23 protein-coding genes are annotated in these 26,033 nt (G+C 63.5%); 5 read left to right on the top strand and 18 right to left on the bottom strand.

Annotation, left to right across the window (positions count from 1 at the left end; translation table 11 throughout):
- Positions 1 to 5 precede the first annotated feature (5 nt).
- From mshN to mshI, 7 genes are all read right to left on the bottom strand, one after another.
- Positions 6 to 1,097, bottom strand: coding sequence for an MSHA fimbrial biogenesis protein MshN (mshN, locus tag R2E40_RS01875; protein WP_318164614.1), 1,092 nt, complete (start codon positions 1,095 to 1,097; stop codon positions 6 to 8).
- Positions 1,094 to 1,984, bottom strand: a complete 891-nt coding sequence (gene mshM / locus R2E40_RS01870) for an MSHA fimbrial biogenesis protein MshM (protein WP_101616907.1) — start codon at positions 1,982 to 1,984, stop codon at positions 1,094 to 1,096. Before mshM ends, mshN begins: the two co-directional genes overlap by 4 nt.
- 77 nt (positions 1,985 to 2,061) lie before the next feature.
- Positions 2,062 to 3,798, bottom strand: coding sequence for a pilus (MSHA type) biogenesis protein MshL (gene mshL / locus R2E40_RS01865; protein WP_318164613.1), 1,737 nt, complete (start codon positions 3,796 to 3,798; stop codon positions 2,062 to 2,064).
- Between the two features lie 70 nt (positions 3,799 to 3,868).
- On the bottom strand, positions 3,869 to 4,195 hold the full coding sequence (gene mshK, locus R2E40_RS01860; RefSeq protein WP_016349155.1) for an MSHA fimbrial biogenesis protein MshK: 327 nt from the start codon (positions 4,193 to 4,195) through the stop codon (positions 3,869 to 3,871).
- Complete coding sequence (mshJ, locus tag R2E40_RS01855) at positions 4,188 to 4,835, bottom strand: MSHA fimbrial biogenesis protein MshJ (protein WP_201975551.1); 648 nt, start codon at positions 4,833 to 4,835, stop codon at positions 4,188 to 4,190. Before mshJ ends, mshK begins: the two co-directional genes overlap by 8 nt.
- Positions 4,835 to 5,428 carry an MSHA fimbrial biogenesis protein MshI1 gene (mshI1, locus tag R2E40_RS01850; protein WP_016349153.1) on the bottom strand — a complete coding sequence of 198 codons (594 nt, stop codon included), beginning with the start codon at positions 5,426 to 5,428 and terminating at the stop codon, positions 4,835 to 4,837. Before mshI1 ends, mshJ begins: the two co-directional genes overlap by 1 nt.
- Positions 5,429 to 5,528: 100 nt before the next feature.
- Positions 5,529 to 6,392 carry an MSHA fimbrial biogenesis protein MshI gene (mshI, locus tag R2E40_RS01845; protein WP_011704361.1) on the bottom strand — a complete coding sequence of 288 codons (864 nt, stop codon included), beginning with the start codon at positions 6,390 to 6,392 and terminating at the stop codon, positions 5,529 to 5,531.
- A 69-nt stretch (positions 6,393 to 6,461) separates the two neighbouring features.
- On the opposite strand from mshI, the gene R2E40_RS01840 reads away from it, so the two are divergent.
- Complete coding sequence (locus R2E40_RS01840; RefSeq protein WP_318164612.1) at positions 6,462 to 7,409, top strand: 1-aminocyclopropane-1-carboxylate deaminase/D-cysteine desulfhydrase; 948 nt, start codon at positions 6,462 to 6,464, stop codon at positions 7,407 to 7,409.
- A 74-nt stretch (positions 7,410 to 7,483) separates the two neighbouring features.
- Here the strand turns inward: R2E40_RS01840 and R2E40_RS01835 are convergent, their stop codons facing one another.
- Positions 7,484 to 9,412, bottom strand: coding sequence for an RNase E specificity factor CsrD (locus R2E40_RS01835; RefSeq protein ID WP_318164611.1), 1,929 nt, complete (start codon positions 9,410 to 9,412; stop codon positions 7,484 to 7,486).
- Positions 9,413 to 9,959: 547 nt separating this feature from the next.
- Between R2E40_RS01835 and R2E40_RS01830 the strand changes: the two genes are divergently transcribed.
- Both R2E40_RS01830 and R2E40_RS01825 read left to right on the top strand, forming a co-directional pair.
- A complete protein-coding gene (locus R2E40_RS01830; protein WP_318164610.1) occupies positions 9,960 to 11,492 on the top strand; it encodes an EAL domain-containing protein in 1,533 nt (510 codons plus the stop codon).
- Between the two features lie 173 nt (positions 11,493 to 11,665).
- A complete protein-coding gene (locus R2E40_RS01825; RefSeq protein WP_017408799.1) occupies positions 11,666 to 12,763 on the top strand; it encodes a calcium:proton antiporter in 1,098 nt (365 codons plus the stop codon).
- Between the two features lie 70 nt (positions 12,764 to 12,833).
- Here R2E40_RS01825 and hutH read toward each other — a convergent pair whose 3' ends face one another.
- The 10 genes from hutH to ftsY all read right to left on the bottom strand — a co-directional run bounded on the left by hutH (position 12,834) and on the right by ftsY (position 24,863).
- Positions 12,834 to 14,366, bottom strand: a complete 1,533-nt coding sequence (gene hutH, locus R2E40_RS01820) for a histidine ammonia-lyase (RefSeq protein ID WP_016349147.1) — start codon at positions 14,364 to 14,366, stop codon at positions 12,834 to 12,836.
- 4 nt (positions 14,367 to 14,370) lie between these two features.
- Complete coding sequence (gene hutU, locus R2E40_RS01815; RefSeq protein ID WP_318164609.1) at positions 14,371 to 16,080, bottom strand: urocanate hydratase; 1,710 nt, start codon at positions 16,078 to 16,080, stop codon at positions 14,371 to 14,373.
- 54 nt (positions 16,081 to 16,134) lie between these two features.
- The gene (hutG, locus tag R2E40_RS01810) at positions 16,135 to 17,091 is read right to left on the bottom strand and encodes a formimidoylglutamase (protein WP_318164608.1); all 957 of its coding nucleotides are present in this window, start codon (positions 17,089 to 17,091) and stop codon (positions 16,135 to 16,137) included.
- Positions 17,084 to 18,319, bottom strand: a complete 1,236-nt coding sequence (gene hutI, locus R2E40_RS01805) for an imidazolonepropionase (RefSeq protein WP_318164607.1) — start codon at positions 18,317 to 18,319, stop codon at positions 17,084 to 17,086. The genes hutG and hutI overlap by 8 nt, the downstream gene beginning before the upstream one ends.
- 155 nt (positions 18,320 to 18,474) lie before the next feature.
- Entirely contained in the window at positions 18,475 to 19,179 is a 705-nt protein-coding gene (gene hutC, locus R2E40_RS01800) for a histidine utilization repressor (RefSeq protein WP_017408794.1), read from the bottom strand.
- An 11-nt stretch (positions 19,180 to 19,190) separates the two neighbouring features.
- Positions 19,191 to 19,850, bottom strand: coding sequence for a carbonate dehydratase (can, locus tag R2E40_RS01795; RefSeq protein WP_005308055.1), 660 nt, complete (start codon positions 19,848 to 19,850; stop codon positions 19,191 to 19,193).
- A 200-nt stretch (positions 19,851 to 20,050) separates the two neighbouring features.
- Positions 20,051 to 20,905: an RNA polymerase sigma factor RpoH gene (gene rpoH, locus R2E40_RS01790; RefSeq protein WP_016349143.1), complete on the bottom strand. Its 855-nt coding sequence runs from the start codon at positions 20,903 to 20,905 to the stop codon at positions 20,051 to 20,053.
- A 452-nt stretch (positions 20,906 to 21,357) separates the two neighbouring features.
- On the bottom strand, positions 21,358 to 22,311 hold the full coding sequence (ftsX, locus tag R2E40_RS01785; protein ID WP_011704350.1) for a permease-like cell division protein FtsX: 954 nt from the start codon (positions 22,309 to 22,311) through the stop codon (positions 21,358 to 21,360).
- Complete coding sequence (gene ftsE / locus R2E40_RS01780) at positions 22,311 to 22,979, bottom strand: cell division ATP-binding protein FtsE (protein WP_011704349.1); 669 nt, start codon at positions 22,977 to 22,979, stop codon at positions 22,311 to 22,313. The genes ftsX and ftsE overlap by 1 nt, the downstream gene beginning before the upstream one ends.
- Positions 22,980 to 23,069: 90 nt before the next feature.
- Positions 23,070 to 24,863 carry a signal recognition particle-docking protein FtsY gene (ftsY, locus tag R2E40_RS01775; RefSeq protein ID WP_318164606.1) on the bottom strand — a complete coding sequence of 598 codons (1,794 nt, stop codon included), beginning with the start codon at positions 24,861 to 24,863 and terminating at the stop codon, positions 23,070 to 23,072.
- 110 nt (positions 24,864 to 24,973) lie between these two features.
- Between ftsY and rsmD the strand changes: the two genes are divergently transcribed.
- The gene (gene rsmD, locus R2E40_RS01770) at positions 24,974 to 25,603 is read left to right on the top strand and encodes a 16S rRNA (guanine(966)-N(2))-methyltransferase RsmD (protein ID WP_011704347.1); all 630 of its coding nucleotides are present in this window, start codon (positions 24,974 to 24,976) and stop codon (positions 25,601 to 25,603) included.
- A gap of 111 nt (positions 25,604 to 25,714) precedes the next feature.
- Entirely contained in the window at positions 25,715 to 26,026 is a 312-nt protein-coding gene (locus tag R2E40_RS01765; protein WP_016349137.1) for a DUF1145 domain-containing protein, read from the top strand.
- Positions 26,027 to 26,033 lie beyond the last annotated feature (7 nt).

Genomic DNA, 26,033 nt, shown 5'->3' with positions numbered 1-26,033 from the left:
GCCCGTCAGGGGGCGAGCTGGGCAATCCGCTGTTCGAGCCAGCTGGTCGACGCCTCGCCCAGGTTGCCGTGCAACTGGGCATTGCGATAGGCATCCAGCGCGCGCTGGCTATGGCCCTGGCCATCTTCGGCCACGCCGAGCCCGAGCCACCAGCGGCCCTGATCCGGCTGCTGGCGCAACAATTTCACGTAGAGATCCGCCGCCTCGGCATGCTGACCCAGCTCCTGGCTGAGCCCGGCCCAGGTAGCGTAATAATCCAGATTGCTGGCCAGATCCGGTCGATGGCCGGTCAGCCAGCCGAGCGCCTTGAGCTGATCGCCACCGCTGATGGCGAGACGCGCCAGCAGCAGCCGGAAATCGGCCTGTTCGGGATCGAATCTGAGCCCCTCTTCCAGCAACTGGCTCGCTTCGCTCAGCCGCCCCTCGCCGTAGAGCAGGCCCGCCAGCTGCTCGCGCGCCCCCTGATTGCGCGGGTCGTGGGCCAGCACCTGATAGTAGTTGTCCTGGGCATCGCGCAGCTGCCCCTTGGCCATGGCGGTGGTGGCCTTGCGCTCGGCCAGGGTGGCCAGTTCGGCCTCGGAGAGGTTGACCGTCTCTATCTTGAGCACGCCGGGCTTGCGCGGCGCGGCCGCGGGGGCCTCCTGCTCCGCCGCGAGCTCGGCATAGAGGTCAGGTTGCAGCTCCTCGTCGCTCGGCCCCTCCTCATCGATGGCGGCCACGTCGGCATCATCGGCTGCGCTCTCCTGCGCCTGCTGCGGAGCGTCGGCAGGCGGGGCAGCAAGGTGGCGCGGGGTTGGCAGCGCCACCACCTGATCCACCGGCTCTTGTTCTGCACTGGCCGGCACCGCTGCGGGAACCGCTCGGGCGATGGCGTCCGGTGTGGGCTCCGCCTGCAGCTGGCGGGCCTCGACGACCCGCTGGCTCTGCTGCCAGTAAATCCAGGTACGCCAGCCCAGAATGCCGAGCGCCAGCCCGCAGATCAGTGTCAGCAGCAGCATCCACCAGCCCTGCTGGCGCACGGGTGGCACATAGACGGCCCCCTCGCCCCCCTGCTGGCGCTGTTCCAGATCCTTGAGCATCTGATTGATCACGCTCATTGCCAGACTCCATAGGCGAGGGCACAGCCCAGCAGCAGCACGAGTGGCCACCAGCGCCGCGGCACCAAGCGGCGGGCATCGTCGGTGTCGCGCACGGCCAGCCGCACCAGCCGGCTATCGATCTGGCGCGCCCCCTGGCCATAGGCCAGCATCAGGCACTTCTGCGCCAGTATGTTGATGAGTCGCGGAATGCCGCGCGAGGCGCGCCACAGCTGGCGCAGCGCCCGGCCGCCAAACAGCGGGGCCCCGCGATAACCGGAAATCTGCAATCTGTGCTCCAGGTAGGCCCGGGTTTCATCGAAACGCAGCGGCCGCAGGCAGTAGGAGAAGCCGATCCGCTGGCGCAGCTGGCGCAGATGGGGCTTGGCCAGCCTGGCGTCCAGCTCGGGCTGGCCGAACAGCACGATCTGCAGCAACTTGCTCGATTCGGTTTCCAGGTTGCCGAACAGCCGGATCGCCTCCAGCGTCTCGTCCGGCAGCGCCTGCGCCTCGTCGATCAGCACCACCACCCGGCTCCCCTGCTGGTGCAAGGCGATCAGGTGGCGATGGATGCGATCGGTCAGATCCAGCTCGCTTTGATCCCGCACCGCCAGTCCCAGCTCCAGCGCCAGGGCGATGCGCAGCTCGGCCGGGTTGAGGTGGGGGTTGGGCAGCCAGGCCAGACGCACCGGCCGCTCCTCGGAGCCCAGTTCGCTCAGCAGCTTGCGGCAGAGCAGGGTCTTGCCGGTGCCGACCTCGCCGGTCACCTTGATGAAGCCCTCCCCCTGCGCCAGCGCCCAGTTGAGCACCTGCAGCGCCTCCTCGTGCGGGGGCAGCCCGTAATAGAAACCGGTGTTGGGGGTGAGGCCGAAGGGAGCCTCCTGCAAACCGAAGTGGTTCAGGTACATGGGCAATCCCTTGCCATCTCTGCCAGGGAGCCCGTGATGGCCCCCGGCACGTGATCAAACCGGTCCAGGATCATGACTCAGCCCTTGGGCGGATACCATTTGTCGAGCAGCTCGGAGGAGCGCTGCAGTTCATTCTGCCAGGTGTCCTTCTCCACCACGGTCGGCTTGAGCATGATCACCAGCTCCACCTTCTTGGTGCTTTCGCGGCGGTTGGTGAAGGCCTCACCGACCCAGGGAATGTCCCCCAGCAGCGGCACCTTGCTGACGATCTCCTGCTTGTCGGTCTTCATCAGGCCGCCGATGACGATGATGTCGCCATTGTTGGCCTGCACCACGGTATCGGACTCGCGGATCGAGCTCTTGGCCAGCGGGAGAGTCATCTTCCCGCCTGTGGTACCCAAATCGATTGTCTTATTTTGCTCTTCGGTGTCGATGACGGAGGGGTGGATATGCAGCAACACCTTGCCCTCTTCATCGATCTGCGGCGTCACGTCCAGCGCGATGCCGGAGAAGAAGGGGGTTAGCTCTACATTAGGAGTCCTCTCAGACCCCGTCGTGGTAGAGGTAATGGTTGTCGTCGCGTTGGTCACAAAGTATTCATCCGTCCCCACCTTGATAACTGCCTTTTGGTTGTTGGTCGCCGTTACCCGCGGGCTGGAAAGGGTATTCACGTCCCCCTGGGTTTTGAGCAGATTGACCGCCACGTTGAAGTTACCATCAGTAATAGTAAAACCGGCGCCACCACCAATCGCGTTAAAGATAGGGTTCACAGCACCAACCAAGCTATCGCCGAGAGAACCGCCACCATTCAACAGGTTATACTCAGGTGTAGCACCAGGGGCTACTAACTTTGGCTGAGCCACCTTGGGAATCCCCTTATTGCCATCCCAACTAGCGGTCAAGCCACTCCAATCCACCCCCTGCTCGTAACCCTCGTTGAGGGCCACCTCCAGGATCCGCGCCTCCAGCACCACTTGACGCTTCAAGTGGCTCTCTGATTGGTTGAGGAACTCGCGCACCGCCTTGAGCTCCTTCGGATAGGCCCGGATGGTCACCAGGCCCGCCTGCGGGCTGGTGATGACGGCACGGCCGTCGCCGCTGCCGATCAGGGTCTGCAGGGTGTCGCGCAGATCGGTCCAGTAGTCGCTATTGGTATCTGTTTCGATCTGGGTTCCATTAGATGTTGATTGGGTTTTGGAACTGCTCGAGATACCAGTGCCATTCTGGTTGGAAGATATTTCAGCACTGCTGCTGGAATTGATGCCGCCGTTATTTGAATTATTGTCGTTGGCCGTCACCCCGCCAGTACTGACCGAGGTGCGGGAGAGGCCGCGCCGGGACATCATCAGGTAATTGACCGGGATGGTCTCGGTGCGCAGCCCGGCCGGATAGACGTGGAACACGTTGCCCTTGCGCTGCACGTCGAAGCCGTACATGTCGCCCACCACCGCCAGCACTTCGGTCAGGGTCACGTCCTTGAGCTCGACCGAGATCTGGCCGGCCACCCCTGGGTGTACCGCCACACTGTAGCGGGAGCCCTTGAACAGGGAGCCGAAAAACTCCACCGCATCCACGTCGTGGGCGGCAATGCGCAGCCGCGTTTCCGGCATGCTGATGGCCTGGGGCGGACGATTGAGCTGCAGCAGTTCGCTCTGTACCGACTTGGGTACGCTGGTCAGCGCTCCGCCCTTGTTCTGCTCGGTCATGGCATGCCTGAGTGCGTCCTTGGCCTGCACGGGTTCGGGGTGCCGGTAGCTGGTACAGCCTGCCGTCAGCACGGCGGCGGAGATCAGGCAGAGATGATGTTTTTTCATGTAATAAGTGCACCCTGACTTGCAATTAAACTCGACAAACCTGGCTCCGCCCATCCCGGGTGGAGCGCGTTCAGATCCGGACCTTGCTGGCAAACAGGGTCAGCGACTGGCGCTTGCCCCCCTTCTCCAGCACCACGGCATCTGCACCTATGGCCACCACGCGATAACCGTCGACCTGCTGGCCGACCCGATAACTGCTGCCGTTGAGCACCGCCAGTGCCGGGCCGTTGCCCAGCATGATGCTCTGCAGCCTGGGCAGACCGGCCTCGCGCTGGCCGGTTGCACTGGCGCCGCTGGTCGCGCCGCTCAAAGGCGCGGTGGGATCCTGCAACAGCTCGGGCTGCGCCTGGGCCAGCAGACTGAACAGACACGCCCACAGGGGAAACCATCTAGCCACGGATAAACTCCTTGCTGGTGCTGAGGGTGTAGATCTCCATCTCCACCACCGCCTTGGGATACTCCTGCACCTGGTAGTCAAACTGCTTCCAGTAGAAGTGGCGCGGCAGCCCCTCCAGCGCCTTGAGATACTGATACACATCGAAATAGCCGCCCTCCAGCTTGAGCCGGATGCCGTGCTTGAACAGGTTGATGCGCTGCTCGCCCGCCATCAGCGGCTCCGGCGTCAGCGAAGTGAGTGCCACCATGTGCAGATTGACGGAGCGCGACAACAGGGCCTCCAGCACGGCCGGCATCTCATGGGCCTGGATCAGATCCACCGTCTGGGCCTTGAGTTCGGCGTCCAGCTTGCCCAGCTCGCCATCCAGCTGTGCCAGCTGGGTACGCACATGCAGATCCGGATCTCGCGCCAGTTTGGCCTGCTTGCCCTGGTTTTCGAGATCCATGATCTCCAGATCCCGCTGGGCAGTGCTCAGCGCCAGCCGCTCCTGCTCCAGCCGCACCGCGGCCCCATCCAGCCAGCCATAAATGGCAACGGCGCCGACCACGACCACCCCGGTCAGCAGGATCAGTACCCGCTCGCGCTGGCTGAGGGCGGCGATCTTGTCGGCCCAGGCCTGCCACTGCTCTTTCAGGCTCATCAGGGCTTCTCCCGCTCGATGCCGCTGAGCTGGAAGGCCAGCCGGCCCTCCTTGTCACGGCTTAACGTCAGCTCACCAAACTGCTTGCCCGCCAGCGACGGGGTCTGCTTGAAACGGTTGACCCAGGCCGGCACATCCTGGCTGCGCCCGGCGAAGCCGGACAGGTTGACGTAGCCGTCGGCGATCTCGATCCGCTGCAAGGAGAGCTGCGGATCGCGGATACGGGACAGATCGGCCATCAGCCCGGCATAGCCCTGGGATTTTTGCAGCGCCAGGCTGCCCAGCTGCCGCATCAAGCCCTGCTTGGCGGTCAGCTCCTCCTGCTTGGTGGCAAGCTGTTGTTGCAGCAGGCCATCGGCCTGATGGCGGGCCAGTTCGGCATCCAGCCGCTGCGCCTCGCCGCGCTTGATCTCCAGCGCCGCCCGCACCTGCACCAGCTCGCGCCCGACAACGTGCTGTTGCCAGGCGATGACGCCGGCGGCACACAGCAGCAACAGCACGCTGCCGCCCCATACCAGCGCCATCTGGTTGAGGCTGGCCCACTGCCGTCTGGGCCGAAACTCGGCGCCGTAGAGGTTGATCTGGCGTTTCATCAGGCATCCTCCCCCAGGACAGTTTCATAGGCCGAGAGATACTCGATGCCAAACAGTAACTCGGACTTGCTGGCCTTGGCAGTCGACATGGCAAGCGCGCTCATTGCTCACCTCCCAGGGCGGCTGCATAGGCCGAGAGATATTCCACACCGGACAGGATCGCCTTGTTGGCCATGGCAGAGACGGCAAAGCCGAAGGTCTGCTCCATGTGGCGCACCAGAGTACCGATAAAGGGCGAGGCGATGGCGAGCTGCATCTGGCCGAGTTCCGGCAGCTTGAGCTGGCCCACCAGGTAATCGAGGGAGCGCTGGATCTCCAGCGCCAGCGAATCGAGCAGCATGGCGTCAGGCTCATGCTCGCCGGTGAGGGCGCCGAAACCGCGCAACTGGCGGGAGAAGCAGAGCCCCCCCTGATGGAACACCAGCAGTTGCAGATCCTGCCCCTTCGGCTGCCACAGCAGCATGCGCACCGTCTGATCCGGCTCGTAGAGCGCGGTCATCGCCAGCTCGTCGCTGACGATGGCGTCCAGGCTGGCGATGCCGTTGACCGCATCCGCCAGCTGCTGTACTCGCGCCTTGGGCACGCAGATCACGTTGATGCGCGGCCGGCCCGCCGGCGGGGTGGGCAGATCCACATAATCCATGGCGAGCTGCAGCACGGATTCGCTGACATAATCCTTGATCGCCCAGGGTAGGGCACCGGCCATTTCGGCATCGGGGACGGCGGGCTTGTCGATCTGGACCTGTTGATAAAGGCTGGCCGCGAGGGCGACTCGCACCTTAGACTTGGCGAGACCGTGGCGGCTGAACAGCTCGGCCATGGCCTGGGGCCACTCTTGCGGGCCATTGATGGCGCGGGTGGCGAAGATGGGCGGGTTGCCGAGCGAAGCCAGCATGATCCGATCGCTGGCCAGCAGGAGTCCTACCTGACGGCTGGGGGTCGAACGTCTGAAAAGTTGTTTCATTGAAACCCGCACCTGGCTGCCCAAAACGGATTAAACCTTAGCATAAACAGAGCATTAGCCTCCAGATAAATGACCGATTACGCATTGCCATCCCAGACCGGCCCAAGGGCACCGCTGCCGCTGCAACCCGCCCTGCTGCCCTCGCCTCTGCAAGCTGTCTCGCACCCGCTGTTGAGCGCCTATGGAGTCCAGCTCTGGTGCAAACGGGACGATCTGATCCACCCCGCCATCTCGGGCAACAAGTGGCGCAAGCTCAAGTACCACCTGTTGCACGCCAGGGAGCAGGGCAAACGCCATCTGCTCTCGTTTGGCGGGGCCTACTCCAATCACATCCATGCCCTGGCGGCAGCGGGGTGCCAATCTGGCCTGCGCACTACCGGCATCATACGCGGGGAGCCGGAAGCCGTCAGCAACTGCACTCTGAGCGCTGCAAAAGGCTGGGGCATGGATCTCGTTTTTGTCGACCGCCAAAGCTACCGGCGGCGGCAGGATCCCGCCTGGCTGGCCCAATTCGAGGATGAAGAGACCCTGATAGTGCCGGAAGGGGGCAGCAGCCCGCTGGCCATTCCCGGGGTAGCCGAGCTGGTCGATGAAGTGCCCTTCTCGCCGGATCTCTGGGTGCTGCCCTGCGCCAGCGGAGGCACCCTGGCCGGGCTCATCACCGGCAAGCGGGCACCACAGCAGATCCTCGCCATCGCGGTGCTCAAGGGGGGAAGCTTCATCGCCGACGAGGTACGCCGACTCCATCCCGCTGCCGCCGACACGCCCGGCTGGCGGATCGCGCTGGATCACCACGACGGCGGCTATGCCAAATTCAGCCCGGCGCTCTGGCAGTGGGTGCAGGCCTTCTGCGCCGAGACCGGCCTGCCGCTGGAGCCCATCTACAGCGGCAAGGCGATGTGGGGGCTGTTTCGCGAGCTGGCGGCAGGCCGCATCCCGCGCGGCAGCAAGATCGTCTTCATCCACACCGGCGGCATGCAGGGGCTGGCGGGACTGAGGGAGCAGGGGCGCCTGTGACGGCGTGCCGGGCGCAATACCGGCGCTGAACCACAAAAAGAGAGGGTCGCCCAGGCGACCCTCTCTTGCAACCATCAGGCGCCGGCCGGCTCCAGCACCAGCCGTTCCGGCTCGGCGAACCAGGGGCCCTGCCCGGCGTGCACCCCGAGGTGGCGCAGCATCTTCCACTCGTCACCGCTCTCCACCCCCACGGCGATGACCCGGGTGCGGGTGTTGGCGCAGCCTCCCACCAGGCTGCGCACCGCCATCTGGTTGACCTGGCGGGTATGGATCTCGCGCACCAGGCTGGGGTGCAACTTGAGGAAGTTGATCTCGAACTCCTTGATGTACTGGGTGCTCACCACATCCTGGCCGGCGTGGTCGATAGCCAGCTGGCAGCCCAGCATACGCAGTGCCCGCAGTGGCCGCTTGAGCGCCTCGTAGTGGCGGGTGACCTGAGCCTCGGAGAGTTGCAGGATCAAGCGCTCGTTGGTGCTGCGCGGCAGCTGGAACAGATCGAAGAACAGCCAGCGCTGAAACTCCCGGTGTAGCAGGCTCTGGGCGCAAAGGGTCAGGCTGATGGGGCAGCTCTGTTCGGAGCGCTGGCGCAGCAGGCCGAGGGTCTGCTCCGCCACCAGCCGATCCAGCGGCAGCAACAGCCCCGCCTTCTCCGCCATCGGCATGAAGACGCCGGCCTGCAGCTCCCGCCCCTGCTCGTCGTGGATCCGGATCAGCAGATCCTGCTGCAACACTACCTGATCCCGCTCCTGCTGCACCGGTTGCACATAAAAATCGATGCCGTGCTCCTCGATACGCCGGCCGATCAGGGTGCGCCAGCGCACCGTGCCCTTGCTGCTCTGCTCCTCGTCCAGCTGTTTCTCGTAGAGGAACCAGCCGGTGTGGCCCTGCAACCGCGCGCTCTTGAGCGCCAGCTCCGCCTCCTCCTGCACCTTGAGCAGAGAATCCTCGGCCTGATAGCAGACCGCGCCGAGATAGACGGCGGTGTCGGCATTGACCGCCTCGGGCCAGTGCAGCCGCTGCAGGCTCTTGTGCAGCTGGCCGGCACCATCCACCATCTCGCTTTCCGACATGTTGGGCAGCAGCACGGCAAACACCTGGCCGGCATAGCGGGCCTGCAGGGCACCGTTGTGCTTGCGCACGAAGGCGGCGATGGAGGCGCTCGCCTCCATCAGCAGATCCTGGCTCTGGCGGCCGTTCAGCTCGGGATCCAGCTCCTCCAGGCCGGCCAGCTCGATCAGCAGCACGCCACCGCTCATCACGCTCGCCTCCATGATGGCGCTCTCCAGCCGGTTGTCGAAGAACAGCCGGTTGCCGATGCCGGTCAGCTTGTCGACGAAAGCGTTGCTGCGGATGAAGTTGTCGAAGCGGCTGCGCTCCTTGCGGGCATCCGCCAGCTCGGCCAGCAGATAGTCGAGGGCCTGGCTGGCCGACTGCGGCCACTCGTCGGCCGGATCATGGGCCAGCTTGGTGAGCTTGTTGTCGAGGATCAGCTGGGCCCGTTCCGCCAGCAGCTCGGCTCCCCGCAACTGCAACCGCAGCCAGCGAATCGAGTACCAGAGGCCGAACACCACGATGAAGACGCCGAGGGAGATGCCGGACATCGCCTTGATGGAGTACTCGAACTCCTTGAACGGCCGCTCCAGCTTGAAGTCGGCCTGCATGCCAGACTGATGGGGCATGGGCTGGTGATAGGGGATCAGCAGGCTCTCGTCGGTCGGCTGCTGTACGTCGCGAAACCAGTAGATCCGCTGTTTGTCCTGGCGGATCTCCAGCTCCACCACGTGGGCCGAGCGCAGCAGGATCGGCAGCCAGCGGGTGAGATCCTGATGATCGTCGGCCACCTCCAGCTGCTTGTCGATGATCTCGACCAGCGAGTTGACCTTCTTCTGTTGCATCTCCATGCCCAGCTCACGAAAGCTGAACACCCCGCCAAGCAGCACCATGGCCATGGCCGCAATGACACACAGGGTAATAAACGAGACAAGCTGAGTGGTCAGTTTCATGTGCCTTTCCGTATGCCCGACAACATCCATGTGGCTTCATCGTATCAGCCAACCTCGAAGCGCGCCTATGGACGAAGATCCCGCTTCTGGAATTAAGCGGGCGAGCATACCCAAACCGGTACGAGAACACCAAGCCCCGGGCGGGGTGACGGCCAAAAAATGACGGATGACGGGGGAGAAACGGGAGGGAACTCAGCGCACTGGCTGAGCGACGGGCAGAAAAATGGTCCCACAAAGGGGACCAAAAGAAACACTCATATCAAAACTAACACTCTGTGCTACTGACAAAAAAACAGATACAGGAGTATTGAACACACGGTGAGTCAAACCGCACGGCTACTCTAGCCACTTCAGATAAGCTGGACAATTGTCATTTATGACAGGTCAGCGATTGAATCTTCAGCAACTCATTTTATAAAACCATTATTTATCAGCAGATTATAAATTCACGCCACAAGTGTGATCGCCTCCGCTCAAATCGATCCAGCTAATGCACTATGATGATGCCACCCATATGCATCCCATCCGCACACCAGGCAGGTGCACCATGCGACCCATCTCCCCCCTCTGGCTCAACCTGCTGCTGTTCTGCCTGCCCCTGCTGGTCAGCCTGCCTCTCAGTCAGCTGCTCGGCGGCCCCTTGGCCCACCAGCTGTTGCAGGAGAAGAAAGAAGAGATCGAGACCGCGCTGGCGGAACGTCACCGTCTGCTGGACGACAACATTCGTAGTCAGCTGACCCAGTTTCGCTTCGACTGCGGCGAGCAAGATATGGCGCTGCTGCGGGATCCCCGTTTCTACAACAGCCACATCCGCATCCAGGGGATCCTGCTCGCCGCCGGTGGCGGCTGTTCCAGTCTGGGGCTGGATCTGCCCTTCACCCCGGCCGAACTGCCCCCCTACACCAACCTGGAGCCGTTCGGAGTCGCCGCCACCCAGGCCCGCTTCCATACCGAGCAGGAGCTGGTCGCCTACTACCGCACCGCTGGCAACATAGTCTACTGGGTGCTGAGCAACAGCTGGAGCCATGCTCTGCTGCAATATCCTTGCTCCGATTGCTTTTATCTGGAATTCGACCAGCAACCGGGGACATCGAGCCAGACCTTTCCCCGCGGCGACAGTGCCATCAAGCAGGAGGCCGGCAGTCAGAGCATAGGTCTGAGCTTCCTCGATCCCGATGAACAGATCCGGCAAACCCTGTGGGCGGGCGAGGCGCTGGAGCGCTACGCCCAGCAGCAGGCCCGCCACGACGGGCTCTGGGGTGGCGCGGCGGTCGGGGCCCTGCTGGTCGCCGCCTACTGGGGGCTGCGCAACTACCGGCGCTCGCTCAAGGGGTTGCTGCAGGCCGGGCTGGCACGGCGGGAGTTCGTGCCCTTCTATCAACCCGTGGTCGACAGCCGCAGCCAGCAGGTGGTGGGATTCGAGGCGCTGCTGCGCTGGCAGCGGGGCGGCGAGCTGATCCCGCCCGGCGCCTTCATCGACTATGCAGAGGAGCAACAGCTGATCCTGCCGATGACCAGCCAGCTGCTGGAAAAGGTGATCGCCGATCTGCCCAGGCTCGCCCCCGGCCAGTGGGTCAGCGTCAACATAGTGGCCGCCCACCTCGAGCACCCGCATTTGCGCAACCTGCTGTTGCAGCACGGCTGGCCCTCGCCCGCCCAGCTCACCTTCGAGCTGACCGAGCGCAAGCCCATCACCGACATCAAGACGGCCGTCATCGAGATCACCGCATTGCAGCAGCAGGGCTACCACTTCAAGCTGGATGATTTCGGCACCGGTTACGGCGGCTTCGCCTACCTGCAGCGGCTCGGCATCCGCCAGATCAAGATCGACAAGATGTTCGTCGACACCATAGGTACCGACGACCTCAAGCGCAGCGTACTGGATGCCACCATCGCCTTCGGCCGCGAGTCGGGCATGGAGATGATCGCCGAAGGGGTGGAGCGCCAGGAGCAGGTCGACTATCTGCAGCAGCACGGCGTGCACCTGATCCAGGGCTATGTCTATGCCCCGCCCATGGCGCTGACCAAGCTGAAGATCTGGCTGCTGGCCTGGTATCAGAACCACACGGGTGAGCGCTGATCCACGCTGCCGAGGCCGGCCGCTCATATCTTGCAACAAAATGAGCAACAAAATGATTTTCCCTTGAGCGGACAACTCCCCTTATCATGAACAGGCGCGCCACCTCGTGTGGCGCCGCCACCCTGTTCCTTACCCGTCGGCTCACGCCGCCCTGATGATGAGAACCATTGCCTATGAAGTCATTTATCCGGCAAGAGATTGCCCTGCCCGTTGGCCTGCTCACCCTGCTCTTTTTCAAGACGCTCGGCAGCGACCTGCTGACAGAGGCCACTCCGCTCGGGATTTATCTTCCTGTCTCGGCGGTGCTGCTTGCCATCGTCACCTGGGCCATCTTCTCGGTGGTGCGCCACTCGGATGCCCTTGCCATCAAGCTTGGCGAGCCTTTTGGCACCCTGATCCTCACCCTGTCGGTCATCTCGCTGGAAGTGGTGATGATCTCCTCGGTCATGCTGACCGGCGAACCCAATCCGGTGATGGCCCGCGACACCATGTTTGCCGTGGTGATGCTGGTGACCAACGGCCTGGTGGGCTTCACCCTGCTGTTCGGCGGCTGGCGCTACCACACCCAGAGCTTCAATCTGGACGGGGTCAAATCCTATCTGGTAGCCATCATTCCGCTGGCGCTGCTCTGCCTGGTGCTGCCCAACTTCACCGAAGGGGGCAACATCGGCAGCATGTCGAGCGCCATGTCCTGGATGCTGATCATCATCTCGGTGCTGCTCTACGGCGTCTTCCTGCTGATCCAGACCCGCAGCCACAGCCACTTCTTCATCGACAGCGATCACGAGGATTACGAGGAACACCACGGCCCGCTGCAGAGCAACGTCTACCACACCCTGTTGCTGCTCGCCTATCTGGTGGTGGTGATCCTGCTGGCCAAGACCCTCGCCATTCCCATAAACCACGGGGTCAAGGTGCTGGCGGCGCCGCCAGCGCTGGGCGGCTTCATCGTCGCCTGTATCGTGCTGGCCCCCGAGGCGGTCGGCGCCATCAAGGCGGCCTTCAACAACCAGCTGCAGCGGGCCATGAACCTCTACTTCGGCTCTGTGCTGGCCACCATCGCCCTCACCGTGCCTGCGGTGCTGTTCATCGGCGCCATGCTGGGGCAGGAGGTGCGCCTGGGCCTCTCCGCTGCCGACATGGTGCTGCTGTTCACCACCCTCATGGTGTGCAAGGTGACCTTCAGCAGCGGCCGCACCAATGTGCTGCACGGGGCCACTCACCTGGTGCTGTTCGTGGTGTACCTGTTCCTGATGTTCGAGCACGAATAACCGCGCACCAACCGCAGCAACGCAAAGACCGCCCGATTGGGCGGTCTTTTGTTATGGGCAAAGTCGCTGCTTACAGGCTCGGCAACACGCCGGCCGGGAGCAGGTCATTGTAACTGGCGCGGCCCAGCAGGGCGGCGGCCGCCTCGATGTCCGGCGCAAAGTACCTGTCCTTGTCGTAGAAGCTGACCTCTTCCCGCAGTCGGCCCTTGGCCAGCTCGATGAGCTCGGTGCTGCGCAGGGGAGCACGAAAATCCAGTCCTTGCGCTGCCGCCAGCAGTTCCACCGCCAGAATGCCGCGGGTGTTCTCGGCCATGTCCGCCAGTCGACGGCCGGCGAAGGTGGCCATGGAGACGTGATCCTCCTGATTGGCGGAGGTGGGCAGGCTGTCTACCGAGGCCGGATGGGCCAGCGTCTTGTTCTCGGAGGCGAGCGCCGCCGAGGTGACCTGGGCGATCATGAAGCCGGAGTTGACGCCGCCGTTGTTGACCAGGAAGGCCGGCAGACCGGACATCCGCGAGTCGATCAGCAGCGCCATGCGCCGCTCGGACAGCGACCCGATCTCGGCGATGGCCAGCGCCAGGTTGTCGGCGGCGAAGGCCACGGGTTCTGCGTGGAAGTTGCCGCCGGAGAGGATGTCTTCGTCCTCGGCAAATACCAGCGGGTTGTCGGAGACCGCGTTGGCCTCGCACACCAGCACCTCGGCGGCCTGGCGGATCTGGGTCAGGCAGGCGCCCATCACCTGCGGCTGGCAGCGCAGGGAGTAGGGATCCTGCACCTTCTCGCAGTTGTGATGGGACATGCCGATCTCGCTGCCATCCACCAGCAGGTGGCGGTAGCAGGCGGCCGCATCGATCTGGCCACGCTGACCGCGCACCGCGTGGATGCGGGCATCGAACGGGCGGCGGCTGCCAAGGGCGGCTTCCACGCTCATGGCGCCGATGGTGATGGCGCCGGCGTAGAGATCCTCGGCGTGGAACAAGCCTTCCAGTGCGAAGGCGGTACTCGCCTGGGTGCCGTTGAGCAGGGCCAGCCCCTCTTTCGGGGCCAGCGCGATGGGCTCGAGCCCGGCAATCTTCAGGGCCGTGGCGGCGTCGATCAGCTCGCCAGCGTGGCGGGCCTTGCCCTCCCCGATCAGCAGACAGCTCATGTGGGCCAGCGGCGCCAGATCGCCGGAGGCGCCGACGGAGCCCTTCTTCGGCACCACCGGGTAGACTTCGGCGTTGATCAGCCGCATCAGGGCCTCCAGCACCACCAGCCGGATGCCGGAGAAGCCGCGCGCCAGCGAGTTGAGCTTGAGCACCATCATCAGCCGCACGGTGGCGTCATCCATGTACTCGCCAATCCCTGCCGCGTGGGAGAGCACGATGGAGCGCTGCAGCTCGTCCAGCTGCTCCACCGGAATGCGGGTGTTGGCCAGCAGACCAAAGCCGGTGTTGATGCCATACACCACCCGATTTTGCTCGATCACCTTGGTGACTACGGCGGCGGAGGCGTGGATCCCCGCCAGCGCGGCGGGATCCAGTGCAATGTGTACCGGCTCGCGGCTGACGCGGCGCAGGGTGGCAAGATCCAGCTCGCCCGGGGTAATAGTCAATTCAAACATGGTGTTACACCTTTCCTTTGACACCGTTGGCGCCGTCAATCATCGGCAGATCCAGTTTCGCCTCGTGGGCGCAGTTGATGGCAATCTCGTAGCCCGCATCCGCATGACGCATCACCCCGGTGGCCGGGTCGTTGCGCAGCACCCGACCGACCCGCTTGGCGGCGTCATCGGAGCCATCACAGACGATCACCACGCCGGAGTGCTGGGAGAAGCCCATGCCGACCCCGCCACCGTGGTGCAGGGAGACCCAGGTCGCGCCGCCGGCCGTGTTGAGCAGGGCGTTGAGCAGCGGCCAGTCGGAGACGGCATCGGAGCCATCCATCATCGACTCGGTCTCGCGGTTCGGGCTCGCCACCGAACCGGAGTCCAGGTGATCGCGGCCGATGACGATGGGCGCTTTCAGCTCGCCATTCTTGACCATCTCGTTGAAGGCCAGGCCGAGGCGTACCCGATCCTTGACCCCGACCCAGCAGATCCGCGCCGGCAGGCCCTGGAAGGCGATGCGCTCGCGAGCCATGTCGAGCCAGTTGTGCAGGTGAGGATCATCGGGGATCAGCTCCTTCACCTTCTGGTCGGTCTTGTAGATATCTTCCGGATCGCCGGAGAGCGCCACCCAGCGGAACGGGCCAATCCCCTCGCAGAACAGCGGGCGAATATAGGCCGGGACGAAGCCGGGGAAGTCGAAGGCGTTTTTCACCCCCTCCTCCAGCGCCATCTGGCGGATGTTGTTGCCGTAATCCAGGGTGGCGGCACCGCGGCTTTGCAGGGTCAGCATGGCTTCGACCTGACGGGCCATGGAGTGGCGGGCGGCGACGTTCACCTCCTGGGGCGCGGATTTTTGCAGCGCGCGCCACTGGGCCACGCTCCAGCCCTGCGGCAGGTAGCCGTGCACCGGGTCGTGGGCCGAGGTCTGGTCGGTCACCACGTCCGGGGTGATGCCACGGGCCACCAGCTCGGCGAACACGTCGGCGGCGTTGCCGAGCAGACCGACCGAGACGGCGCTGCCGCTCTGTTTGGCCTCTTCGATCATGGCCAGCGCCTCATCCAGACTGTGGGCCTTCTTGTCGACATAACGGGTACGCAGACGAAAATCGATGCGGGTCTCGTCGCACTCCACCGCGATCATCGAGAAGCCGGCCATGGTGGCCGCCAGCGGCTGGGCGCCGCCCATGCCACCCAGGCCCCCGGTCAGGATCCAGCGCCCCTTGGGTTCGCCGTTGAAGTGCTGGTTGGCCACCGCGAAGAAAGTCTCGTAGGTGCCCTGCACGATCCCCTGAGTACCTATGTAGATCCAGGAGCCGGCGGTCATCTGGCCGTACATCATCAGGCCCTTCTTATCGAGCTCGTTGAAGTGCTCCCAGTTGGCCCAGTGCGGCACCAGGTTGGAGTTGGCGATCAGCACTCGCGGTGCGTCCTTGTGGGTCTGGAACACCCCGACCGGCTTGCCGGACTGCACCAGCAGAGTCTGATCCTCCTCCAGCCGGGTCAGCACCTCGACGATCTTGTCGAAGCAGGCCCAGTTGCGGGCGGCGCGGCCGATGCCGCCATACACCACCAGCGACTGGGGATGCTCGGCCACCTCGGGATCCAGGTTGTTCATCAGCATCCGCAGCGGCGCTTCGGTGAGCCAGCTCTTGGCGGTCAGCGTGGTGCCGCGCGGGGCGCGGATCACGCGATTGGGATCGTGACGGGGATCCTGGTGTTGCTCAGACATATACACTCCTTGTTTATCGATGCAGCAGGGTGGCGGCCGGCCAGTGGCAGGCCGCTACTTGGTTAACTGGTGGACCAGCCGGGCGGCCACGCGGGCACTACGGTTGTCCTGATCCAGACTCGGGTTGTATTCGGCCAGATCGGCGAGCCTGAGCTTGCCGCTGGCCCGGATATGGGCAATCAGGGGTTCGATGACCGCCAGCTCCACACCGCGGGCGGCGGGGGCGCTCACTCCCGGCATCACGGCCGCCGGCAGCACGTCGAGATCGATGGTCAGATAGAGGTGATCACAGCGGGCGATAAAGGCATCCAGCCCGCTGAGCAAGACCGGCAGCTCGGCCGGCGTCATCGCCTCGTCCAGCTCGTGCCACACCCCCAGCGCCTCGGCGCGCGCGAACAGCGCCTGGGTATTGGCGGTCTCGGCCACCCCGAGGCAGGCGTAGGTAAACGGCGTGCCCTGGGCGGCGCACTGCTCGGCAATCTGGAAGAAGGGAGTGCCGGAGCTCGCCTGCTCCAGCTTCATGCGCAGGTCAAAGTGGGCGTCGAAGTTGATGATGCCGACCCGGCCACGGCCAGCGTTCTGTTGCAGAAGGTGACGGTTGAGGCCGCTCCAGCTGCCGAAGGCCACCTCGTGGCCACCGCCCAATACCAGTGGGAAGTGCCCCTCGTCCAGCAAGCGGGCTACCCGTTCGGCCAGGCGGCTGTGGGCGGCGTCGAGATCGCCATCCTCACAGTTCACGTCACCGCTGTCATAGACGGGCCGACCCAGATGCCAGGCGCTGTTGGCCAGCAGCTTGCGCACCGCCAGCGGGGCACCGGCGGCCCCGACCCGCCCCTTGTTGCGGCGCACCCCCTCGTCACAGGCAAAGCCCACCAGGGCTACGCCCGGGGCGGCGCGGCCGGCTTGTAGCCAGGGTTGTACCTTGTCGTGCCAGCGCAGGGCCAGCTCGCCATCTTCCGGATCCTGACGCCCCTGCCAGACCGACATGTCGACCGGGTTGAACTTATCCATAGAGCGTCTCCTCGCCGTTGACCACCCGGCTCACCAGCTGATCGACGCCGATGAGGTAACTGAGCTCGGCCGGATGGCCGCAGTTCCAGACCAGAAAGTCCGCCAGCATGCCGACCCTGAGCTGCCCCAGCTGCTCCTGCTCGCCAAGCGCGCGGGCGGCGTGGCGGGTCACCCCGGCCATGGCCTCCACCGGGGTCAGGCCGAACAGGGTGCAAGCCATGTTCATGGCCATCCGCAGCGACACAATCGGGGCCGTACCCGGGTTGATGTCGGAGGAGACCGCCATCGGCACCCCCGCCTTGCGCAGCGCGGCGACCGGCGGCAGCTTGGTCTCCTTGAGGAAGTAGAAGGCGGTGGGCAGCAGGGTGGCCACCACGCCGCGATGGGCCAGCGCCTGGATCCCTTCCGGATCCAGGTACTCCAGATGATCCACCGAGAGGGCGCCGAAGTTGGCGGCCAGCGTGCTGCCGCCCAGGTTGGAGAGCTGATCCATGTGTCCTTTCACCGCCAGACCGTATTGATCCGCCGCCAGATAGACCTGCTCGGTCTGGGCCAGCGAGAAGCCGATGTGTTCACAGAAGACGTCCACCGCATCGGCCAGGCCCGCCTCGGCGGCGGCCGGGATGATCTCTTGGCAGATGGTCTCGACCCAGGAGTCGGGATCGTCGCGATACTCCGGCGGCACCGCATGGGCCGCCAGCAGGGTGGTCTTGACCCGGATCGGCAGCGCCTCCCCCAGTCGGCGGGCCACCCGCAGCATCTTGAGCTCGTCTTCCAGAGTGAGGCCGTAGCCGGACTTGATCTCCACCGTGGTGACCCCTTCCCGGATCAGGGATTTCACCCTCGGCAGCGCCAGCTCGAACAGCTGCTCATCGCTGGCGGCACGGGTGGCGCGCACCGTGCTGATGATGCCACCGCCCTTGCGGGCGATCTCCGCATAGGGCACCCCTTTCTGGCGCAGTTCGAACTCTTCGGCACGGCTGCCGGCGAAGATGAGGTGGGTGTGGCAATCGATGAGGCCGGGGGTGACCAGCTTGCCCTTCATCTCCTGCCAATGGGCGGGATAGGGGCCCTTGAGATCCTGCATCGGCACCAGGGCGTGGATCCGCCCCTCGTGAACGCCGAGGGCATGGGGCTCCAGCAGACCGTAGTCGGCCAGATCGGAGCGCAGGGTGGCGGGTGTCACGTTGAGCCAGACCCGCTCGCAGTTCAACAGTTCCTTGTTCATACCGACCTCTAAATGTATATACATTAACTTATATCCGATCTCTGACGGGAAAGAAAGGATCAAGTTCACATCTTGATAACAGCGTGTTCATTAGAGCTTAAACACAAAAAAGCCCGCCAGAGGCGGGCTTTGTCAAAAAGAATATGTATATACAATTAACTAAGGCTGGTCTTGGAGCTCAACTTGTAGCGGGAGCCAGGCGACAGCAAACGGGCATAGGAGACCAGATAACCATCGGACCAGGTACGCCGGTGCAGCAGCAGGCAGGGGGTGTCGACCCGCACCTGCAACAAGCCGGCCTCGCCGGCACTCGGCAGCACCGCCTCCACCACGTGCTCCATCTCGGAGAGGGGGCAGACCTCCATCAGATAACGGTTGGGGGTCTGGCTGGCAAAATCCTGCTCGCCATACGCCGGCAGCCGCTCGGCATCGACAAAGCGCTCTTCCAGTTGCAGCGGCTCACCATCGGCCTGATGGACGATGAGACTGTGGAAGATGGGGGCGCCGACCCGCAGGCCCAGCTGCACCGCCACCTTCTCGTCGGCGGCCTGACGCTGCAGCCGGATCACCCGGCCGCTGTACTCGCTGCCCCGCTCGGCGATCTCGTCGGCGATATTGCGAATGGCCAGCAGCGGCGATTCGGTGCGCCTGTCCGCCACGAAGCTGCCGGAGCCGGCGGTGCGCACCAGCCAGCCCTCGGCCACCAGCTCGCGCAGCGCCTTGTTGACCGTCATCCGGCTCACGGCGAACTGCTCGCACAGGGCTGCCTCGGTCGGGATCCGGTCGCCCGCCTGATAGTGGCGTTCGCGGATCCCGTCCAGGATGTGCTGCTTGATCTGCAGATAGAGGGCCGGTGCCAACGGGATGCTCCTCAGCGACGGCGGTGGGGCGGACGCATGTCCGGCCAGGCGCGATAGACGTCCGGGATCTGCTCGGGCCCGCTGATGCAGAGATCGAGATCGTGCAGCAGACCGTCCTTGATGCCGTAGATCCAGCCGTGTACCGCAAGCTCCTGACCCTTGCGCCAGGCGTTCTGGATGATGGTGGTGTGGCAGACGTTGGCCACCTGCTCGGCCACGTTCAGCTCGCACAGGTAGTCGAAGCGCTCGTGCTCATCCTCGATGGCATCCAGCTGCTCGCGATACTTGAAGTAGACATCCTTGATGTTGCGCAGCCAGTTGTCGATGAGCCCCAGCTCCTGGTTCTGCATCGCCGCCTTGACGCCGCCGCAGCCGTAGTGGCCGCAGACGATGATGTGCTTCACCTTGAGTACCTCGACCGCGTATTGCAGCACCGAGAGGCAGTTGAAGTCGGTGTGTACCACCAGGTTGGCGACGTTGCGGTGGACGAACACGTCCCCCGGCAGCAGCCCCATCAGCTGGTTGGCGGGTACCCGGCTGTCGGAGCAGCCGATCCAGAGGTATTCGGGGGCCTGCTGGGCGGAGAGGGTAGCAAAGAATTCGGGATCCTCGGCCTTGATCCGTTCCGCCCACTCGCGGTTGTTGGTAAACAAGTCGTTCAAGAGTTTCACTATCTGCTCTCCCTACTGTGGCAGTGGCGGCAACATACCATACACAAGGGTAACCAAGGCAAGGCCGACCAGATCCCCGTCAAACAAAAACAGGGCCATCAGGCCCTGTTGTTATGAGAGGAAGCATCAGGCTTCCATGGCATCTTTCAGCTTCTTGAGAGCATTTTTCTCAAGTTGACGGACCCGCTCGGCGCACAGGCTTATGCTTCCATCGCATCCTTCAGCTTCTTGAGGGCATTTTTCTCAAGTTGACGCACCCGCTCGGCGGAGACGCCGTAGGTATCGGCCAGCTCCTGCAGGGTGGTCTTGCTGTCATCGTCGAGCCAGCGGGCACGGATGATGTGCTGGCTGCGCTCGTCCAGGGTAGCCAGGGCCGAGCTCAGGCGACGGGTCGCGTGATCGTCCCAGTTGTCGTTCTCGATGGTTGCGGCCAGATCGGAGGATTTGTCCTCCAGATAGTGGACCGGTGCGAAACCGCCCTCTTCTTCGTCATCGCCGACCAGATCGAACGCCTGGTCGTAGTTGCTCATGCGCGCTTCCATCTCGGTAACGTCGGCGGCGGAGACGCCGAGGTCGGCAGCCACGGCCTGCACCTCTTCGTGGTTCAGCCAGCCCAGACGTTTCTTGGATTTGCGCAGATTGAAGAACAGCTTGCGCTGGGCCTTGGTGGTCGCCACCTTGACCATGCGCCAGTTGCGCAGAACGTATTCGTGAATTTCGGCCTTGATCCAGTGCACGGCAAAGGAGACCAGGCGCACACCGACACTCGGGTCGAAGCGCTTGACCGCCTTCATCAGGCCGATGTTGCCTTCCTGCACCAGGTCGGCCTGGGGCAGACCGTAGCCGGCATAACTCTTGGCGACATGAACGACAAAGCGCAGGTGCGACATAACGAGCTGGCGGGCAGCCTCGAGATCGCCACCCTGCTGCAAACGCTCAGCCAGTTCACGCTCTTCCTCTGCGCTCAGCACCGGAATCGAGTTTACTGCCTGGATATAGCCTTCCAGACTACCTTGCGGAATCAGAGCCATAGTGCGCTGCAATGAAGTTCCCATGTTCTACCTCTTACTTTTCAATCGAATCAGTCTAACACCCTGAGAGGGCCTGTCTACTGACCGGACGCCATTCTGCGGCCTGCATCAAACATGCTGAACATGTTTGAACCGGGGTTATCTTAGGCCGGCAGGATGAATCATGAATGAACAGTCAAAAAAAGGGGGTCACAATAAAGGACCCCCGAAAAGTAGCATGCTAAGTCCATTGTTGCGGAGCTCGCAACCTTCACATGCTTGCCAAGTCAGACGAGCAAGGCATAGGGGCCACACCCGTATAAATTCTTCAGCATTTGTAGACTGCTTATAAATCAGAAGGTTCACAGGATCCAGAGAAGATCCCGAAGATCGGCAATGTTCAGATTACTCCCAGAACGGCGGCCGTGCCAGAAACGGCCACTCTTTTACTTGATCCAGGTCGCAAAATCCAGCGCTTTAAAACGCTGATAAATTAATCAGGACGGTTCGATGTCGCGAATGTGACGATGGACCGAAAACCAGGAGGCGATCAGCCCCAGCAAGGCGCCCAGCAGGATCAGGTTGATCCCGTCCACCGCCCCCATCCCCACCAACCGGAAGTTGCTGTTGTAGAGGCCGGCCAGCTCCTTCACCACCCCTTCGCTCCAGATCACCATCACTTCGGTCAACCACCAGGCCAGCATGCCACCGATGACCCCGAACCAGATACCGGTATAAAGGAAAGGACGATGGATGAAGGCATCGGTCGCCCCCACCAGCTTGAGCACTTCGATCTCGGAGCGCTGGTTGAGAATATTCAGCCTGAGCGTGTTGCCGACGATCAGCAACACGGCGGAGAGCAGCAGCACCGCGATGCCGGTGATGGTGTGGCGCAGCAGGTTCATGATCCCCTGCAGCCGGGTCAGCCACTGCAGATCCAGCTTGCCCTGCTCGACCCCGTCTTCGTTGTTGAGCTTGTTGAGCAGCTCGGCCGCCCCTTCCGGGTTCTGCCAACGCGGATCCGGGATCACGCTCAGTACCGGCGGCAGCGGATTGCTGTCGAGGTAGTCGAGCGCATCGCCAAACCCGGAGATCTCGCGAAACTCCTTGAGCGCCTCATCCCGGCTCATGTAGGTGACCGACTCCACCTCCGGGTAGAGCAGGATCCGCTGTTTCATGTCGAGGATGTTCTGCTCGGGCAGATCCTTGCGCAGATAGAGGGAGATCTGAGAGCTGGTCTGCCAACTGCCCTCTACCACCTCGGCGTTTTTCAACAGCACGTGGAAACAGGAGGGCAGCGCCAGGCTGACCCCCAGCACCGCCAGCGTCATCAGCGATGCGAGCGGGTTGCGCCACAGCTCTCCCAGGCTGGAAAAAGCCTGCCGGGCATGGTCGACCCAGTACATCATGAAGCGACGTAGCGGTGGCTGTTTATGACGAACGATAGCCATCAGAGCTCCTCCCCTGCCGAATACATGCGACCCGCCTTGAGGGTCAGGGTGCGATAACGCATACGGGCGATCAGCCCCAGATCGTGAGTGGCAATCAGCACGGAGACGCCGAAGCGGTTGAACTCCTCGAACAGCCGCATGATGTCCATGGAGAGCTGGGGATCCAGGTTGCCGGTCGGCTCATCCGCCAGCAGCAGCGGCGGCTTGTTGACGATGGCGCGGGCGATGCCGACCCGCTGCTGTTCCCCGCCGGAGAGCATGCGCGGCTGGTAGCGTTCCTTGCCGAGCAGCCCGACCTTGTCGAGCGCCGCCGCCACCCGTTTGTTGATGTCTGCATGGCTGTAACCGTCAATCACCAGCGGCAGCGCCACGTTGTCGAACACGGTGCGGTCCATCAGCAGCCGGTGATCCTGGAAGATCATGCCGATCTGGCGGCGCACGTAGGGGATCTCCCCCCGCTTGATATGGCTGACGTCGTCGCCATGAAAGAAAACACGGCCGTCGGTGGGCCGTTCCATCACGCTGATGAGCTTGAGGAGGGTACTCTTGCCTGCACCCGAGTGCCCGGTCAGGAAGGCCATCTCCCCCTTGCGCAGGTGAAAACTGACCTTCTGCAGCGCCTGATGGCCGCCGCTGTAGACCTTGCTGACCTTGTCAAAACGGATCATAACGGTTCCCTGACAGTGACCAACCCCGACCAGGGTCGGGGTTGGGGGCGCACGACTCGCGGCGCCCGAGCTTGCTCATCGCGAAGGAGATCACTCCTCGCGACTGAAAAGCGCCTCGATGAAGTCGTTGGCGACGAACGGACGCAGATCGTCGATCCCCTCGCCCACCCCGATGTAGCGGATCGGGATCTGGAACTTGTCAGCCACCGCAAAGATGACGCCGCCCTTGGCGGTGCCGTCCAGCTTGGTGAGGGTGATGCCAGTCAGGCCCACCGCCTCGCTGAACAGCTTGGCCTGGCTCAGGGCGTTCTGGCCGGTGCCGGCGTCCAGAGTCAGCATGATCTCGTGGGGCGCCGCATCGTCCAGCTTCTTCATCACCCGCACCACCTTCTTGAGCTCTTCCATCAGGTTACTCTTGTTCTGCAGGCGGCCGGCGGTGTCGGCGATCAATACGTCGGCGCCGCGGGAGCGGGCAGCCTCGATGGCGTCATAGATGACGGAGGCGGAATCGGCGCCGGTGTGCTGGGCGATCACCGGAATGTTGTTGCGCTGGCCCCACACCTGCAGCTGCTCGACGGCGGCGGCACGGAAGGTATCGCCGGCGGCCAGCATCACGCTCTTACCCTCGGCCTGGAACTGCTTGGCCAGCTTGCCGATGGTGGTGGTCTTGCCGACGCCGTTCACGCCCACCATCAGGATCACGTAAGGCTTCTTGCTGGTGTCGATCACCAGCGGCTGCTCGACCTTGGCCAGCATCTCGCCCATGTCCTGCTTGAGCAGGCCGTAGAGCGCCTCGGCATCCTTGAGCTGCTTGCGATCCGCGTGCTGCACCAGCCCTTCGATGATGCGGCTGGTGGTATCGACACCGAGATCGGCGGTCAGCAGCTGGGTCTCCAGCTCCTCGAACAGCTCGTCGTCGATCTTCTTGCCACGGAACAGGCCGAAGAAGCCGGAGCCGATATTCTCCCGGGTGCGCACCAGACTGCGCTTGAGGCGGGCGAAGAAGCCCTCCCGCTGCGGCTTCTCCTGGGTGTCGTCATCCACCTTGGCGGCCAGCGGCAGGGCGGCTAGGGCTGCGGCCTCAGCCTCCATCTCAGCGACCAGGCGCAGATCTTCCGCTCGCTGGGCCTCTTTGGCGAGACGGGCTTCCTCGGCAGCCTGCGCTTCGGCGGCAATACGGGCCTCTTCTACGGCGCGGGCTTCGGCAGCAATACGGGCTTCTTCTGCAGCGCGGGTTTCGGCAGCAATACGCGCTTCTTCCGTAGCGCGGACTTCGGCGGCAAGACGAGCCTCTTCTGCTGCACGGGCCTCGGCGGCAATACGGGCCTCTTCTGCGGCGCGGGCTTCGGCAGCAATACGAGCCTCTTCCGTAGCGCGGGCTTCGGCAGCGATACGGGCCTCTTGCGCGGCACGGGCTTCGGCAGCAATACGCGCCTCTTCCGCAGCACGGGCTTCGGCGGCAATGCGGGCCTCTTCTGCAGCGCGGGCTTCGGCAGCTATACGAACTTCTTGCGCCGCCTTGAGCTCTGCAGCAACACGGGCAGCCTCTTGCGCCTGCGCTTCGGCAGCGGCACGCTCCTCTTCGGCCAGCAGGGCTTCATTGACGATCACCGGCTCCAGATCGGAGGCACACTCCTCCACTACCAGCGGACCATGGTCGTCCAGCTCGGCAGGTGGGCAGCAATCATCATGCAAAACGGAATTCTGTGCGCTGGCGGGCACTTCAGCCGCCACGGCTGGCGTAGGATCGGAAACGGGAGCGGGGGCAGCAGCGACCTCGGGCTCAGCGGTAATCGGGGTGGCTTGCGGTGTCTGTGGTTGGACAGCCTCAGCCTCTTCTTTCTTGCGGCCGAAACCCAGCCAGGAAAACAAACCTTTTGCCATCTAAAAATACTCACATCAAAGGCTGACTGCTAAGATAGCCGTCCCTCGGCGGGTCGGCATAAAAATGAACCGCCTTATACTACCACTTTATTTTCTGACGACGAAACGCGATGCCCAGAGTGAAATCCAGCCGTAACGGCCCGAGCAAGAGCCCAGCCCCGCAGGGGAAATCGGGCTTTGTAAGAATCATCAGCGGCCAGTGGCGAGGCCGCAAACTGCCGGTCAGGGATGTGGAGGGACTCAGACCCACCACGGATCGCGTCAAAGAGACCATCTTCAACTGGCTGGCTCCGCATGTTCGTGGCACCCGCTGTCTGGATCTGTTCGCCGGCAGCGGCGGCCTGGGGCTGGAGGCGCTGTCGCGCTATGCCGAGCAGGTCACCCTGATCGAGATGGACAAGGGCGCCGCCGACCAGATCAAGAAGAACCTGACCACCCTTGGCAGCAGCCAGGGCCAGGTGATCCAGTCCGATGCCGTCAGCTGGCTGCAGGGGCCGGCCACGCCGTTCGATCTGGTGTTTCTCGATCCCCCCTTTCGCCGCGAACTGCTGCCTCAGGTGTGCGAGCTGCTGGAGCAACGCGGCTGGCTGGCACCGGATGCCCTCATCTATCTGGAGCGGGAGAAGGAGATGGCCGATCTGCCGCTGCCGGCCAGCTGGCAACTACTCAAGGACAAACAGGCAGGCCAGGTCTGCTATCAGCTCTATCTGCGAGACACCAAGCATGACGCTGCAGTTTAAAAGAGGGAGGTGGGCGCGGTGCCCCTCCCCGTCAATTTGGGCAACGGCTCAAGGACAAGCAGGTCGATCAAATCCAAGTCTGCTATCAACTCTATCTGCGGGAGGTAAACGATGAAGCGGGTGTTTAATCTGTTGGCGATGGGCCTCATCCTGTTCTTCTGGTTCGGCGTGCTGGTCAGCCTGATCGCCCCGCTGCCGGGCAAGCTCAACGGCTTTCTGCCGGTGTGCGGCGTGATCGTGGCCCTGATGCACTGGGTGCAGGCCAGCATGGTCAAGGCGGCCTGCAAGCCCTACTTCGCGGTGAGCCGGCTCGAGTTCACCCAGGTGTTGGTGTTCGGGGTGTTCGGCATGGTGGAGATCCGCGCCAGGCTGCAGGCCATCGTCGATGCCAAACAGCGCGGCACAGACAACAAAGCCGGGTGATCCCGGC

This window comes from Aeromonas sp. CD (assembly GCF_033349375.1).
GTDB classification, from domain to species: Bacteria; Pseudomonadota; Gammaproteobacteria; order Enterobacterales; family Aeromonadaceae; genus Aeromonas; species Aeromonas hydrophila.
This window is presented reverse-complemented; position numbering and strand designations above follow the sequence as displayed.

Coding starts and splice junctions, on each gene's coding strand:
- mshN (WP_318164614.1), bottom strand. CDS start 1,097: ATGAGCGTGATCAATCAGATGCTCAAGGATCTGGAACAGCGCCAGCAG.
- mshM (WP_101616907.1), bottom strand. CDS start 1,984: ATGTACCTGAACCACTTCGGTTTGCAGGAGGCTCCCTTCGGCCTCACC.
- mshL (WP_318164613.1), bottom strand. CDS start 3,798: ATGAAAAAACATCATCTCTGCCTGATCTCCGCCGCCGTGCTGACGGCA.
- mshJ (WP_201975551.1), bottom strand. CDS start 4,835: ATGAGCCTGAAAGAGCAGTGGCAGGCCTGGGCCGACAAGATCGCCGCC.
- mshI1 (WP_016349153.1), bottom strand. CDS start 5,428: ATGAAACGCCAGATCAACCTCTACGGCGCCGAGTTTCGGCCCAGACGG.
- mshI (WP_011704361.1), bottom strand. CDS start 6,392: ATGAAACAACTTTTCAGACGTTCGACCCCCAGCCGTCAGGTAGGACTC.
- R2E40_RS01840 (WP_318164612.1), top strand. CDS start 6,462: ATGACCGATTACGCATTGCCATCCCAGACCGGCCCAAGGGCACCGCTG.
- R2E40_RS01835 (WP_318164611.1), bottom strand. CDS start 9,412: ATGAAACTGACCACTCAGCTTGTCTCGTTTATTACCCTGTGTGTCATT.
- R2E40_RS01830 (WP_318164610.1), top strand. CDS start 9,960: ATGCGACCCATCTCCCCCCTCTGGCTCAACCTGCTGCTGTTCTGCCTG.
- R2E40_RS01825 (WP_017408799.1), top strand. CDS start 11,666: ATGAAGTCATTTATCCGGCAAGAGATTGCCCTGCCCGTTGGCCTGCTC.
- hutH (WP_016349147.1), bottom strand. CDS start 14,366: ATGTTTGAATTGACTATTACCCCGGGCGAGCTGGATCTTGCCACCCTG.
- hutU (WP_318164609.1), bottom strand. CDS start 16,080: ATGTCTGAGCAACACCAGGATCCCCGTCACGATCCCAATCGCGTGATC.
- hutG (WP_318164608.1), bottom strand. CDS start 17,091: ATGGATAAGTTCAACCCGGTCGACATGTCGGTCTGGCAGGGGCGTCAG.
- hutI (WP_318164607.1), bottom strand. CDS start 18,319: ATGAACAAGGAACTGTTGAACTGCGAGCGGGTCTGGCTCAACGTGACA.
- rpoH (WP_016349143.1), bottom strand. CDS start 20,905: ATGGGAACTTCATTGCAGCGCACTATGGCTCTGATTCCGCAAGGTAGT.
- ftsX (WP_011704350.1), bottom strand. CDS start 22,311: ATGGCTATCGTTCGTCATAAACAGCCACCGCTACGTCGCTTCATGATG.
- ftsE (WP_011704349.1), bottom strand. CDS start 22,979: ATGATCCGTTTTGACAAGGTCAGCAAGGTCTACAGCGGCGGCCATCAG.
- ftsY (WP_318164606.1), bottom strand. CDS start 24,863: ATGGCAAAAGGTTTGTTTTCCTGGCTGGGTTTCGGCCGCAAGAAAGAA.
- rsmD (WP_011704347.1), top strand. CDS start 24,974: ATGCCCAGAGTGAAATCCAGCCGTAACGGCCCGAGCAAGAGCCCAGCC.
- R2E40_RS01765 (WP_016349137.1), top strand. CDS start 25,715: ATGAAGCGGGTGTTTAATCTGTTGGCGATGGGCCTCATCCTGTTCTTC.